Consider the following 13,730-nt stretch of genomic DNA (forward strand, 5'->3'; position numbering starts at 1 on the left):
ACGCCAGTCAGCAGGCCGAGCGAGACGGTAAATGACTGCCAGGCACCGTAAATTCCGCGTTTACCCTTCGGCGCAAACTCGGTCATCAGCGATACCGCACCGCCAAATTCACCGCCGGCAAATAAGCCCTGAAACATGCGCATCAGCGTCAGCAGTAACGGCGCGGCAACGCCAATCTGCGCATACGTCGGCAGCAGACCAATAATGGCGGTCGCCAGCGTCATTAACAGAACGACGGCAATTAATGTCGGCTTGCGGCCAATACGGTCACCGATACGGCCAAAGATAATCGCCCCAACCGGGCGGCAGAAAAACGCCAGCGCGAACGAGGCATATGTCAGAAGCAAACCGGTCATGCCGGTCTGGCCTTCCAGCGTGAAAAAATTACCGGCGATGATGGTCGCCAGATAGCCGTACACACCGAATTCATACCATTCAATAAAGTTGCCGACCGAACCGGCGACTAAGGCGCGCCGCGACTGGCTGGCGCTGGCAACTAAGGGAGATACCTGGCTGGTCATCATAAACCTCTGAAAAAAGGAAAGGGCGGGCAAACTGGAATGTAAATAATTTTCTAAGTTTTGGTGATTATTATGTCAATAATTTTCATGTATTGAACAAAATAAAAGCGGGAAGTGTGGGGTAAGGCAGGTTTTTTGGCATAAAAAAAGGCTGCGCCTCGAAAGGAGCAGCCTGTTTAACGGGGGCGGTTACAACGTGTGGATGTCGATGCCGTCGCCGATATTGCTTTTCTGATAGTAAGCCCGCGGGACTTCTACCTGATACTGTTTGTCAGCGTAAGCGACTTCCAGAATAAAACGTTCGTTTTCATAAGATTCCACAGGAATGAACCCAAAGAAACCCTCCGTAACGCTGATCGTCCTGGAAGACGGTATCGCGTAACGATGAACAATCCTTGCTCTGAGCGGTTCTTGCTTGCCCGTTAACGTGTTCCATACGCGGTTAACGGGTTGCGCCAGAGAATCAATCACCTCTGAGGCCAGCGAGTTAAGAGCGGAGGGCCAGCTCTTCGGTGTTTTCATAGTCATGATAAATACCTCGTTGGTCTATATAACCCAATTCTTATAATTATCCGCTGCTAAGATCCAATCATTTTTTACGCTAAGTTTATTCAGGTTTTGTAAGTGGCTGGCAGATCTGCAAATTACTCCGCGAGGGTTTTACGTCTTTTGCCCGATTTGCGTTCTGCTAGCAATAACGGGCAGGAAGGGCACATGGCGTGATCGGCCAGATCGTAGCGCAGGCAGCATTGCTTGCGGTACTGCGGACTGTCGGGGTCGGAAGGGTCTTCCGCGCGCAGTGGCTGGAATAACGGATTTTTGCCGCCGTAGCGCAGCTCACGCGATTCCATCAGCCGCATGCCGTCCGAGATATCCGCATTGACCAGCTCCGCCTGTTTGACGCCCCAGCCGACGCGGATCGCTGCATTGCTCCAGTATATACCCGGTTTCAGGCCGGAGAATTCCGCCAGTGCTTCACAAACCGGACGCAATTGCTGTTCAATCATCACATCAAAACGTGCCATCGGTTCCGCAGACCTCAGCGCTTCACCTTCGCCATCCAGATAAATCTGCGCCGGTAATCCTTCTTCCTGCATACACAGATAGACATTTTCAGCGGCGATAGGCAGCTGCCAGCCGTGGCGCAGTGAAACAATCACCCAGCTTGGCAGCAGGGTGGCGAAATACCATTGTGACCACATCGAGATGCGCGCCCGGCGGGTATCGCACTTTGCGGCATCGGCCGCATTCGCATCCAGATAGCGTTTTAGCACGCTGGCACAGCCTTCCAGCGTTGTCAGTTGCGACATCGGTACCGCATTGGTCACCAGCGGTGACATCGGTTTGAAAGTATCGGCAACCCAGCTGACCGGCGTTTCGCGAAAACTGTCGAGGAGTGTTTGCATCATTGCTTTATAAACGTCATTCGGATCTGTAAATCATAGGAATAGAGTAACGAATATTAAAGCGGAATAGTAATGATTTCGATTTAGATTGAGGGTTTTCGCCTCCCGTTACCAGGGGGAGGCGCTGAGGGCTTAACCGGCGACACTGACGCCGGCTTGTTTCAAAATATCTCGCACAATTTTTTGTTTGTCATTGCTCAGCGGCAGCGCCGGTTTCAGTGAATACACCGGTATGTCGTGAATTACCTGAGAAATCGCGTATTTAATGACGTTGTAAATGGGCATATCCAGCGTGTACAGCGGCGGCAGGAAAGATAACCGCTGTTGCAGTCCGACTACGGTGGAGAAGTCTTTCTCTTTAAAAGCGCGGTAAATTCCGCAGGTCAGCTGTGGCGCGAAGTTGGCGCTGGCGGGGATTGCGCCGTCGCCGCCGAGGATAAGCGTGCCGAACAGATATTCGTCATAACCGGAAAATACTGCGAAATCAGGACGTTCAGGTTTCACGGCCTGTATCGTTTCGCGGATATGGTTGAGGCTGTCGACGGTGTCTTTCAGTCCGACAATGTTAGGACATTCGAGCGCCAGACGTTTGATCAGACTGACGGGCAGCGGCTGACCGGTCAGCCCCGGATAATTATACATAATCACCGGCAAACCGGCGTTTTCAGCAATGGTGCGGTAATGCAGATATAGCGCTTCTTCGGTCACCGGATTGTAATAAGGATTCACCACCACCACGCCGTCCGCCCCGACGCTTTTAGCGTGTTGCGCGAACGCCAAAGTTTGTGCCGTGCCCGGATGCGCCGCGCCAATCAGAACGGGAACGCGTCCGGCGACGTGTTTGGTACAGAACTCCGCCACTTCATGACGCAGCGCCTGTGACATATGGGCAAATTCCCCCGCGCTGCCGAGGAAAAACAGGCCGTTAACGCCGCCTTCAATCGCAAAATCTATCAGACGCGCCATCGCCTGACGGTCAAGGTGCTCGTTCTCATTCAGGATTGTCGCAACCGGTGGGATCACGCCATGAAACAGTGGTCGGCTCATACATTCGTTCTCCATATGAAAGTGCAAAGTACTCAACACTCCATTTATAGAACGCTGTTTCAAATTTTTATAGCGATGGGATCGAATTACATCGATTTAGCGAAGATTTGGAAGGGAAGTCACAAAGGCGGTGTAAACTCCGCCCCCTTCGCAGGGGGAGGAGCAAGGCAAATTGAACACTTACATCACCAGCGCCTGACCGTCTTTGCGGGATTCGGTGCCGGCCAGATAACCGCCTGCGGGATTGGTGACAATCACCTGCGCGCCGCCAAATGAATGGCCGCCGAGCGGGTCTTCCACAATTAATTCATGCCCCATCGCCCGCAGCGCGGCCAGCGTGTTGTGGTTGAACGTCGATTCAATCGCCACCTGACGACCTCCGTTAATCCTCCAGCGTGGCGCATCAATTGCGGCCTGCGGATTTTGCTTATACAGCATCACACGTAGCGCCAGTTGCAGATGCCCCTGTGCCTGCATCGGGCCGCCCATCAGGCCGAACGACATCAGCGGTTTACCGTCAGCGTCCTGCGCGAAGGCCGGAATAATGGTGTGCAGTGTGCGTTTGTTCGGTGCGACGCAGTTGGCGTGCGTCGGATCGAGGGTAAATCCGCAGCCACGGTTTTGCATGCTGAGACCGGTGCCCGGCACCACGACGCCGGAACCAAAGCCCATGTAATTCGACTGAATGAAGGAAACCATCATGCCGCTGGAATCCGCCGCCGTCAGATAGACAGTACCGCCCGGACGCGGTGCGCCGTAGGTCACGTCGCTGGCTTTGGTGCGGTCGATAAGTTTTGCGCGTTCTGCCAGATAATCGTCGTTGAGGAACAACTGCGGATCGAAAAACATGTGTTCGCTGTCGGTGACGTGCTGATCCAAATCCGCCAGCGCCAGTTTCATCGCTTCAATGCACAGATGCGTGGTTTCGACCGAATCCACCGGTTGTGAACCGATATCCAGCTTATCGAGAATGCCCAGCGCAATCAGTGTGGCGATACCCTGACCGTTCGGCGGCAGTTCGTGAACTGAACCGCCCGCGAAAGACTGCTGCATGGTTTCCACCCAGTCGGCTTTGTGATTCGCGAGATCATCTAGCGTCAGCGCGCCGCCGTGGGCCTGACAGTGTGCCACCATCTTTTCTGCCAGCTCACCGCGATAAAACGCTTCGCCTTCGGTTCTGGCGATAAGCTCCAGGGAATCTGCCAGCGCAGGATTGCGGAAGATTTCACCGATTTTCGGCGCACGGCCTTCCGGGGCAAAACATTCCATGAAGCCCGGCTGGTCATGCAGTTTTTTGACCGCGATTTCCCACAGGCGACCAATCAGCGGCGAGACCGGAAAACCGTTGCGGGCATAATCGATTGCCGGTTGCGCCAGCGTGGTCAGCGGCAGGGTGCCAAAGCGTTTTGCCAGCGCCACCCAGCCGGAAACAGCGCCCGGAACGGTGACCGCGTCCCAGCCGTAGGTCGGCACGGCGTCTAAACCTTTGTCGGTGAAATATTCCGGCGTCCATGCGGCGGGTGAACGGCCTGAAGCGTTCAGTCCGTGGGCTTTTTTGCCGTCCCAGATAATGGCGAACGCGTCACTGCCTGCACCGTTACCACTTGGCTCCAGCACGTTCAGCGCAATGGCGGTGGCGATGGCCGCATCAGCGGCGTTTCCGCCCAACATCAGCATTTTCATCCCCGCCTGCGCCGCCAGCGGCTGTGAAGCACAAACCGCATTGGCGCCCATCATTGACGGGCGCAGGGTCGGATAAGCCACGTTAAAATCGTAATTCTTAGACATGTATTCTTCCTTAAAAAGCAGCAAACGGTTTATTCGGAACGCGGGTCGAGCGCATCACGCAGCCCGTCACCCAGCAAATTGAAACCCTGTACGGTCAGGAAAATCGCCAGACCGGGAAAAATCGACATCCACGGCGACTGCTCGAGGAAACTGCGTGCGGTGTTAAGCATCGCGCCCCACGAGGCGTCCGGCGGTTGCTGGCCGAGGCCGAGAAACGACAGACTGGCTTCGGTGATGATCGCCGAAGCTATTGCCAGCGTGGCCTGCACCAGGATCGGCGACAGCACGTTCGGCAGCACATAACGCCAGAGGATCCAGCGGTCGGGCAGGCCAATCGCCCGCGCGCCTTCGATATATTCCTCGTTGCGGATACTCATTACCTGCGCACGGGTCAGACGGGCAAAAATCGGCATGGCGGAAAGCCCGATGGCGATCATCGCATTGCCCAGACTCGGACCGAGGAATGCGCCCAGCGCAATCGCCAGCACCAGAAACGGACATGACAGCAGCGCCTCGACCACGCGGGAAATAATGTTGTCCAGCCAGCCCTGCCAGAACCCGGCGATAAGACCGAGCGGCACGCCAATTACAATCGCGATAATCACCGACACACAACCGGCCATCAGCGACGTGCGCGCACCCCAGAACAGACGCGATAAAATGTCGCGGCCCAGTTCGTCGGTGCCCAGCCAGTGCAGGGCAGAAGGCGCTTTACGCACCGCCATAAAATCAGCTTTGATCGGATCAAACGGCGAAATCCACGGTGCAAATAAAGCCAGCAACGCAAAAGTGGCGACCAGCACCGCGCCGATCACCGCGCTTTTGTTGCGCAGAAATTTGCGCAGCACGCGGTTGGGTTCGCGGGCGGGGAGTGACGTTGTCACGGAAATCACAGAAACGCTCATCTCAGGCTCTCCGCATACGTGGATTGACCAGCACATACAGCACGTCGGCCAGCAGATTCATCAGCAGAAAGCCGACTGCGACCACCATCACCACGCCCTGAACCACGGCGTAATCACGGTTAAAGACCGAATCGACAATCATTTTGCCAAAGCCCGGAATGGTGAAAACCTGCTCGCTGAGTACCGCGCCGCCCAGCAATTCCCCGAACAGCAATGTCGTCAGCGTGATGATCGGCACCAGCGCGTTGCGCAGCGCGTGTTTCATGATCACTTTTTTCGGCAATAATCCTTTGGCTCGTGCGGTGCGGATGTAATCGGCCTTCAGCACCGCAATCATCGCCGCACGGGTGTGGCGCATCAGCGTGGCGGAAAGGCCGGTACCGAGCACCGCCGCAGGCAGCAGCATGGTTTTCAGGTTTTGCAGCGGATCTTCCGAGAACGGCACGTAACCGGATGCCGGAAGCCAGTGCAATTTCACCGAGAACAGCATAATCAGCAGCACACCAAGCCAGAAATGGGGGATCGAAATCCCCGACAGCGCCAGAAAATTGGTGCCGTTATCTATCCAGGTGCCTTTGTTGACCGCCGCCAGCACGCCCATGGTAATGCCGATAATCAGTGCCACAATCATCGCCAGCAGCGACAGTTCGAGCGTCACCGGCAGTTTGCTGGCGATCAGCTGCAAAACCGGTTCCTGCGTGCGCAGCGACGTGCCGAAATCGCCGCGCAGCGCGTTGCCGACCCAGTGGAAATACTGGCTGGGGATCGGGTCATTCAGATGATATTGCTCACGTAATTGCGCAATGACTGCCGGATCCCGCTCCTCGCCAGCCATCGCGGTGATCGGGTCGCCCGGCAGCAATTTCTGCAACGAGAACACCATCAGCGTGACCAGAAACAGCGTCGGTATGGCTGAAATCAGCCGTTTCATCACCAGTTCTAACATCGTCTTTCCTCAGGCAATTACTTGTTCAACGCCAGACCCTGCAAACGGATCAGCCCGTCGGCGTAAGGTACGAAACCGGTCACTTTCTTGTTGATGCCGAAAATGCGCGGTTCGAAGTACAGATACACCAGCGGATCGTCGATGTTTTCCTGCACGACAACCTGCTTGTAGAGGGCTTTACGCTTCTCGACGTCGCTGGTCAGACGCGCTTCCTGCAACCACTGATCGACCTGCGGATTACTGTATTTGCCGTCGTTCAGACCGCCTTTAGTGTTGAGGAACGAGAAAATATTGCCGTCGGGATCCGGACGTCCTGACCAGCCGGACATGCTCATTTTGAATTCACCGCTTTGCTGGCGATCCAGAAGCGTAGCGTATTCCGTCATTTGCAGATTCAGGTTAATACCCGCCTCGCTGACCATCGCCTGAAGCACCTGCGCAACCTGCTGGGACGTCGGGTTGTTGGCGACCAGGAAATCAATGGTCAGCGGCGTTTTCACACCGGCGGCAGCCAGCAGCGCTTTGGCTTTTTCGATATCGCGTTTAGGCACCGGCACGTCGGCGTGATACGGGCTGGCAGGCGAGAAGGCCTGATTCGCCGGGGTGTATTGCCCCTGGAATACCACCTGATTGAGCGCGTCGCGGTCAATCGCCAGCGACAGCGCCTGACGTACACGGGCATCTTTCGCCAGCGGCGTGTTGGTGTTTGCCGTGCCGTTGGCGATGTTAATTGTCAGCCCCATGTAACCCAGGCCGGTGGTGCTCGCCAGTTGCAGATTGCTGTCGGCTTTGACCGTTGCAGTGTCGCTGGCGGCAATGCCTTCGGTGATATCTAAATCGCCTGCGCGCAGATTGGCGAGGCGCACTGACGCATCCGGGATCGGCAGAAACACCACTTTGTCGAAGTGATACGCGCCTTTGTTCCAGTAATTTTCGAAACGCTTAAGCACGATGCGGTCCTGCTGAACGCGGCTGACAAATTCATACGGGCCGGAACAGACCGGATGCGCCGCGACGTTGCCTTTTGCCGTCGCTGTCGGTGCCATCATGTTGCCCGCACGGTCGGTCAGTTGCATCAGCAGCGCCGCGTCAGCGGTTTTCAGGTGGAAAATGACGGTGTACGGCGCGGTGACTTCCACAGATTCCACCGAAGACAACTCACTTTTACGCAAAGAACCCGGCAGCGTCAGATAGCGTTCAATGTTGTATTTCACCGACTGCGCATCAAATTTTTCGCCATCCTGGAAAGTTACGCCTTCACGCAGATTCATGGTCAGCGTTTTGCCGTCATCACTGTACGCCCAGTCTTTCGCCAGACCCGGCACGATTTGCAGGTGCTGGTCGACATCCACCAGACGCTCGCACATGGCGCTGAACACGAAACGTCCGTAATAGGTGCGCGCCGTGGCCGGATCCAGCATGTCCGGATCGCTGCCAAGGCCGATGCGCAGGGTGCTTTCCGCATGGGCAAGGCCCGCAGACGTCAGCAACATTAAGGCCGGAATGCAGGCGGTTAAGCGGGGTGCAAATTTCATGGTCGTGTTCCCAGAGTTGATGTTGGAGTGGAAAGTGAAAGCCGTGTCTGGCTCGCTTGTTCAAACAGCGCACGCCGTAAGGTGAAAGCGGCGGAAGGCGGCGGAACCAGCACAGAGGTGCGATCCCGTTGCAGTTCGCTCCAGCGGTGGCAGGCCACCATGCGGTTGTCACTGACGGTTTCAAGTTGCGGTTCCACCAGACGACATTCGTCAGTGGCGTACGCGCAGCGGGTATGGAAACGGCAGCCGGTCGGCATATTGGCCGGATTGGGCATATCGCCCTGCAACAATGGCACCGGACGTTTCACCCCCGGCGCGAGTTGCGGCGCAGAGGCAATCAACGCCTGGGTATACGGATGCAGCGGCTGGTCGAAAATGTCATCGGTGCTGGCGAGTTCGACGATCTGCCCGAGGTACATCACCGCCACGCGGTCGCTCATATGGCGGATCACCGCCAGACCGTGCGCGACAACAATCATTGTCAGGCCAAACTGCTGTTTGAGGTTTTCCAGCAAATTGACCACCTGCGCCTGTACCGACACATCCAGCGCCGATACCGGTTCGTCGCCCAGCAACAGTTTTGGTGATGACGCCAGCGCGCGGGCGATGCCGATACGCTGGCGCTGACCGCCGGAAAATTCGTGCGGATACCGGTTGCTGAACGCGGCGGGCAGGCCGACTGTGGTCAGCAATTCACGTACTTTTGCCTGCCGGTCCGCTTTGCCGCTGACAATGTTGTGCAGCCACAGCGGTTCGCCAACGATTTCTTCTACCGTCATGCGCGGATTGAGGGAGGCGAACGGATCCTGAAAAATGATTTGCAGGTCACGACGCAGCTTTTTCATCTGGTCAGCGGAAAACTGTTTCAGGTTTTCGCCTTCATAAAACACGTCGCCTTCGGTGGCGTTTAGCAGCTGCAATAACAGGCGGCCAAGCGTCGATTTACCCGAGCCGGATTCGCCGACAATCGCCAACGTTTCGCCATGCCAGACGCGCAGCGAAACGCGATCCACCGCCTGCACGATTTTGGGTTTGGTGAACAGCGTCGAAGGCCCTTTGAAGACTTTGGTCAGTCCGGCGGCTTCCAGAATGGGATGGGGGGCGAGACTCATGCACAGGCTCCTTCAGCGGAAAGGGCGAAAAAATTTTCCAGCGGCGCATAGAAACAAGCAACGTGGTGCGGGGACTGATGCAGCGGACGCAGCGCTGGTCGCTCCTGATGACAGCGCGTATCGGCAAACGGACAGCGCGTCGAAAAGCGGCAGCCTTTGGGCATATCTTTTGGCAGCGGTACGGCACCGGGAATGGTGGAAAGCGCGCCCTGACGCGAAGCCAGCGACGGCATCGACCCCATCAGCCCGATGGTGTACGGATGCTGCGGATTATTGAAAATATCGGCCACCAGCCCCTGCTCGACGATTTGTCCGGCGTACATTACCGCCACGCTGTCGGCGACTTCAGCCACCACGCCGAGGTCGTGCGTGATAAGCAGCAAAGCGCTGCCGGTTTCCTGCTGAATGCGGTTGAGGAGGGCGAGGATCTGCGCCTGAATGGTGACGTCCAGCGCAGTGGTCGGTTCATCGGCGATCAATAATTGCGGACGGTTGATCAGCGCCATTGCGATCATTACGCGCTGGCGCATACCACCGGAAAGCTGGTGCGGATACGCGTCCATCCGCAGTTCCGGTGCCGGGATTTGCACCTTTTTCAGGATTTCCAGCGCCTGAGCCCGCGCCTGTTTTTTGTCAGCGCCCTGATGGCGTATCACGGCTTCTGCCAGCTGATCGCCAAGCGTCAGTGCCGGATTCAGAGAAGTCATCGGTTCCTGAAAAATCATCGCCAGTTCCTGACCGCGCAGGTCGGCATACTGACGTTCAGACAGCCCGAGCAGCGAGGTATCATTCAGGCGAATGTCGCCCTGCAACACGTTGGCGCTGGCGGGCAATAACCCCATCAGCGCCAGCGACGTCACGCTTTTGCCGCAACCGGATTCCCCGACCAGCGCCAGCGTTTTCCCGGCTTCAAGCTGTAAGGAAATACCGTCGAGCACGGTCGCGGGGGAACCGGAAAACTGCACACGCAGGTCGTTGATGTGTAACAGCGGCGTGACGGATTCGGCCGGGTCAGTCATCAGTAAAATCCTCGTCGTCATCATTCAGGGTGGAAAGAAACGCCTGTTGCAGCGCCAGAAGATGCTCGCGCATGACTCTGGCGGCCTCTTTCGGCTGGCGTGCGGCAATGTGTTCTACGATGCGCTCGTGATGATCGTCATAACGGTTCAGGCGTTCCTGATTTCGTGCCGCATTTCGCACCGCCAGCCAGCTCGGATCGCGACGGATGGCATCGACAGCATCGAATAATCCCAACAGCAGCCGGTTACCGGCGGCATCGGCAATCGCGCGGTGAAAGGCGCTGTCCCATAGTTCAATCTGATCCGGATCGCCGCGCGACATGGTTTTCACCTTGTCGAGTAAACGGCGCATCAGCTGTATTTGCTCCGGCGTGGCGCGCAGTGCGGCGTATTTCGCCAGCCCCGGTTCAAGTTGCAAACGTGCTTCCATGACTTCCTGCAAGTTCGATTGCTTCGGTAACGCCTGCAAGCTCAGCGGTTGCGCAGGGCCGTTCGGGCCGATAAACGTGCCTTTGCCCTGTTTGCGCCACACGCGGCCTTCTTCTTCCAGCACATCCAGCGCACGGCGAATTTCACGACGGCCGACATCAAACATTTGCATCAGATCCCGTTCCGCAGGCAGCGGTCGGGTGTGATCCGGATGTTGCAGTATCAGCTGACGCAGTTGTTCCAGCGCTGAATTCGACGTTCCGTTAGAAGGGGACAGCGCCCCGGAATTTGTTGGCATATTTCATTTTCCCGCTGGGAATTAAATCGTTAATCACTGCTCTGCATTTTCCGAACCAATTTTGTAATGGTTCATGAAATAGTTTTGCAACACGGAGAATTTGTTTTTAATTTCAAACGACTAAAAATCACACGCATGAGTCGGGATTCTGTTTTTATGTTTATAACGCATTGATATTTAGCTGATATGCACAAGTGTAGTGCGTTAAATTAATGTTAACGGATCGTAATGGTGCGTGATTTCAAGGTATGAGAAGTAGATCAAATAAGCGTAATAAGTGGGCTAATGGTTCGCTATATCGTTGCTTCACCAAAGAAGGAAAGGGTCGGGCGGGGTATTAAGGAATAATTCGCAAGTCGCAGCGGACACGGGCAGTGGTTTCGTCTGCAAGTTTGTGAGTACTGGTGAGGTTTTCGCAGGGAGCGCGCAGTGAAAGAGCCGGAGATTCCTAAGAGGCGCGGCGACAGGCGCCTCTTAGGGCCAGTGTGGGTGGCAACCCACGGTCTTTGTTTGGGGTTATCGTCAGAAATAACAGTGTTATACGCCCTTTATCCTCCGATCATCCCCGGCACATTTCGTGTCTAATATCTATCATCAGAGGGGTGCAAATCCAATCAGTCTTGACTCTGAGGGCTGAGGCCGTCCGAAGAAATAGCCCTGGAACAGCGTACAACCTTCTTCTTTCAGTCGCCGGAACTGCTCGTCGGTTTCGACACCTTCTGCCGTAGTCTGAATGTCCAGACTGCGGCTCATACCGGTGATTGCCCGGATGATCGCCAGCGCTTCGCGACTGTCCTGCATGTCATTGATGAATGACCGGTCGATTTTGATTTTATCGAACGGGAATGACCGCAGATAACTCAGCGATGAATAGCCGGTACCGAAATCGTCCAGTGCAATGCGCACGCCGAGCGATTTCAGTTTCCGCAGGGTGCTGATGTTACCCAGCGTATTGTCGAGCAATACCGATTCGGTGATTTCCACTTCCAGACGCGACGGATCCAGCCCCGACGCTTCCAGCGCAGATTCCACCACAGACACCAGCCCGCTGTTTTTAAACTGGATTGGCGAAAGGTTTACCGCCACGGTCTGATTGCCTTTCCAGGTAGTGGCTTCGCGACAGGCTTCGTGCAGAGCAAATGATCCCAGACTGTGAATAAGCCCTGTTTCTTCTGCAATCGGAATGAAATCGACCGGCATAATCAGCCCGTTTTCCGGGTGCTGCCAGCGCATCAGCGCTTCATATCCGATCACTTCATCATGACGCGCATCGGTGATCGGCTGATAGTAAAGCCGCAGCTGATTACAGGTGATCGCATCACGTAAATCCATTTCCACCACGCGGCGTTTGCGGGCAGCGGCGTCCATTTCGATACGAAAATCTTCGTAGCGGTTGCGACCATTACGTTTGGCTTCGTACAGCGCCATATCGGCACAGCGCAGCAACTGATCTGGCGTGTTTTCTGTCGAATCTGCCAGCGCGATACCGATGCTCAGGCCGACAGAAAGGGAATGACCGTCGATAATCACCGGCGGACGCACCGATTCAATCAGACGTTTGGAAATCTGATGCGCCGCAGAAATGTCTTTCAGCCCCGGCAGCACCACGGCAAATTCGTCGCCGCCAATGCGCGCCAGCGTGTCGTCGTCACGCAGCGTCATGCGCAGACGTTTGGAAATCGCGCGCAGCAGTTCATCACCAATCTGATGGCCCAGTGCGTCGTTGACGTTTTTGAAATTATCGAGATCCAGACACAGCGTGGCGGTGTGGCTGTGGGTATAACTGTCACGCTGCAAAGCTTCGCTCAGACGCTGACTGAACAGAATGCGGTTCGGCAGACTGGTCAGATTGTCGTGATGCGCCATGTGATGGATGCGGGCGTGCGCGGCCTGCTGGTCGGTGACGTCGTCGGCGATCATCATCACGTAGCTGGTCTGCGGATCATGCCCGCGGATCACCGAACTGGTGGTCTGCAACGTACGGTCACCGATGGCGGTCATCAGCTGTTGTTCGCTGCGGTGGACGCCTTCCGCGCGCAGGCATTCGTCCGACTGCTTATTGATGAAGGTGCTCAGCCCTAAACCCATGCAATCCTGCGGACGTTTGCCGAGCATTTTTTCACGGGAAATGCCCAGTAAGCGTTCGGCCTGACGGTTCACCAGCAAGATCTCGCGGGAAACCGCATTCTCAACAATCACCGATGACGGAATATTGGCGATGACCGTATTCAGAAACTGCGAGAGAGAGGCGAGCTGTTCACTGTTGGACTCAGCCAGTTCTTTGGCCTGCAATAATGCCTGCTCGGTTTCACGACGTTCAGTCACATCGCGGGTGATTTTGGCAAAACCGATGATTTCACCGGCTTCGCGCAGCGCTTCAATGATGATATGCGCCCAAAAAAGAGAGCCATCTTTGCGCTGTCGCCAGCCTTCGGATTCGTAGCGGCCCGTTTCGCGCGCCGTTTCCAGGCCGTGTTGCGGCCAGCCACTTTTGCGGTCTTCCTCGGTGTAAAAGCACGAGAAATGTTTTCCGACCACTTCCTCGGGCGTATAACCTTTTGCCCGCTGCGCACCGGCATTCCAGTTCGCAATAATGCCATCGGGTGTAAGCATGTAAATCGCGTAGTCTTCTACGCGCTGAACCAGCAACCGATACAATACATCAGAATCTTCGCTCATTTTATTTTGCCTGCTAGCCTGCCGCCTTTACGGGGATCCTTCCGT

The 13,730-nt window shown here is 55.8% G+C and carries 12 protein-coding genes; all 12 read right to left on the reverse strand.

Annotated features, from left to right (window positions below; all coding sequences use genetic code 11):
• Positions 1 to 521 (reverse strand): MFS transporter (locus J1784_RS02085; RefSeq protein ID WP_217147809.1); only part of this gene is annotated, 521 nt, incomplete at its 3' end.
• A 189-nt stretch (positions 522 to 710) separates the two neighbouring features.
• Positions 711 to 1,049, reverse strand: coding sequence for a hypothetical protein (locus J1784_RS02090; RefSeq protein WP_013575718.1), 339 nt, complete (start codon positions 1,047 to 1,049; stop codon positions 711 to 713).
• Between the two features lie 116 nt (positions 1,050 to 1,165).
• Positions 1,166 to 1,930, reverse strand: a complete 765-nt coding sequence (gene fhuF, locus J1784_RS02095) for a siderophore-iron reductase FhuF (protein ID WP_217147810.1) — start codon at positions 1,928 to 1,930, stop codon at positions 1,166 to 1,168.
• A 129-nt stretch (positions 1,931 to 2,059) separates the two neighbouring features.
• Positions 2,060 to 2,974, reverse strand: a complete 915-nt coding sequence (locus J1784_RS02100; protein WP_217147811.1) for a dihydrodipicolinate synthase family protein — start codon at positions 2,972 to 2,974, stop codon at positions 2,060 to 2,062.
• Between the two features lie 180 nt (positions 2,975 to 3,154).
• A complete protein-coding gene (locus tag J1784_RS02105; protein ID WP_217147812.1) occupies positions 3,155 to 4,762 on the reverse strand; it encodes a gamma-glutamyltransferase family protein in 1,608 nt (535 codons plus the stop codon).
• Between the two features lie 29 nt (positions 4,763 to 4,791).
• A complete protein-coding gene (locus J1784_RS02110; RefSeq protein ID WP_217147813.1) occupies positions 4,792 to 5,667 on the reverse strand; it encodes an ABC transporter permease in 876 nt (291 codons plus the stop codon).
• 1 nt (position 5,668) lies between these two features.
• Positions 5,669 to 6,613: an ABC transporter permease gene (locus J1784_RS02115; RefSeq protein WP_047608725.1), complete on the reverse strand. Its 945-nt coding sequence runs from the start codon at positions 6,611 to 6,613 to the stop codon at positions 5,669 to 5,671.
• Between the two features lie 17 nt (positions 6,614 to 6,630).
• Positions 6,631 to 8,148 (reverse strand): ABC transporter substrate-binding protein, encoded by a 1,518-nt coding sequence (locus J1784_RS02120; RefSeq protein WP_217147814.1) that lies wholly within the window; start codon positions 8,146 to 8,148, stop codon positions 6,631 to 6,633.
• Complete coding sequence (locus J1784_RS02125) at positions 8,145 to 9,260, reverse strand: ABC transporter ATP-binding protein (protein ID WP_217147815.1); 1,116 nt, start codon at positions 9,258 to 9,260, stop codon at positions 8,145 to 8,147. The genes J1784_RS02120 and J1784_RS02125 overlap by 4 nt, the downstream gene beginning before the upstream one ends.
• A complete protein-coding gene (locus tag J1784_RS02130) occupies positions 9,257 to 10,279 on the reverse strand; it encodes an ABC transporter ATP-binding protein (RefSeq protein ID WP_217147816.1) in 1,023 nt (340 codons plus the stop codon). The genes J1784_RS02125 and J1784_RS02130 overlap by 4 nt, the downstream gene beginning before the upstream one ends.
• Complete coding sequence (locus J1784_RS02135; protein ID WP_217147817.1) at positions 10,272 to 11,006, reverse strand: FadR/GntR family transcriptional regulator; 735 nt, start codon at positions 11,004 to 11,006, stop codon at positions 10,272 to 10,274. The genes J1784_RS02130 and J1784_RS02135 overlap by 8 nt, the downstream gene beginning before the upstream one ends.
• Positions 11,007 to 11,600: 594 nt before the next feature.
• Positions 11,601 to 13,685, reverse strand: coding sequence for a putative bifunctional diguanylate cyclase/phosphodiesterase (locus J1784_RS02140; protein ID WP_217147818.1), 2,085 nt, complete (start codon positions 13,683 to 13,685; stop codon positions 11,601 to 11,603).
• Positions 13,686 to 13,730 lie beyond the last annotated feature (45 nt).

Origin of the sequence: Rahnella ecdela (genome assembly GCF_019049625.1) — a bacterium.
GTDB lineage: Bacteria > Pseudomonadota > Gammaproteobacteria > Enterobacterales > Enterobacteriaceae > Rahnella > Rahnella ecdela.

Excerpts from the sequence above, each read along its gene's own strand:
- J1784_RS02110 (WP_217147813.1), bottom strand. The coding sequence starts at position 5,667 with ATGAGCGTTTCTGTGATTTCCGTGACAACGTCACTCCCCGCCCGCGAA.
- J1784_RS02130 (WP_217147816.1), bottom strand. The coding sequence starts at position 10,279 with ATGACTGACCCGGCCGAATCCGTCACGCCGCTGTTACACATCAACGAC.
- J1784_RS02125 (WP_217147815.1), bottom strand. The coding sequence starts at position 9,260 with ATGAGTCTCGCCCCCCATCCCATTCTGGAAGCCGCCGGACTGACCAAA.
- J1784_RS02140 (WP_217147818.1), bottom strand. The coding sequence starts at position 13,685 with ATGAGCGAAGATTCTGATGTATTGTATCGGTTGCTGGTTCAGCGCGTA.
- J1784_RS02105 (WP_217147812.1), bottom strand. The coding sequence starts at position 4,762 with ATGTCTAAGAATTACGATTTTAACGTGGCTTATCCGACCCTGCGCCCG.
- J1784_RS02090 (WP_013575718.1), bottom strand. The coding sequence starts at position 1,049 with ATGACTATGAAAACACCGAAGAGCTGGCCCTCCGCTCTTAACTCGCTG.
- J1784_RS02135 (WP_217147817.1), bottom strand. The coding sequence starts at position 11,006 with ATGCCAACAAATTCCGGGGCGCTGTCCCCTTCTAACGGAACGTCGAAT.
- J1784_RS02120 (WP_217147814.1), bottom strand. The coding sequence starts at position 8,148 with ATGAAATTTGCACCCCGCTTAACCGCCTGCATTCCGGCCTTAATGTTG.
- fhuF (WP_217147810.1), bottom strand. The coding sequence starts at position 1,930 with ATGATGCAAACACTCCTCGACAGTTTTCGCGAAACGCCGGTCAGCTGG.
- J1784_RS02100 (WP_217147811.1), bottom strand. The coding sequence starts at position 2,974 with ATGAGCCGACCACTGTTTCATGGCGTGATCCCACCGGTTGCGACAATC.
- J1784_RS02115 (WP_047608725.1), bottom strand. The coding sequence starts at position 6,613 with ATGTTAGAACTGGTGATGAAACGGCTGATTTCAGCCATACCGACGCTG.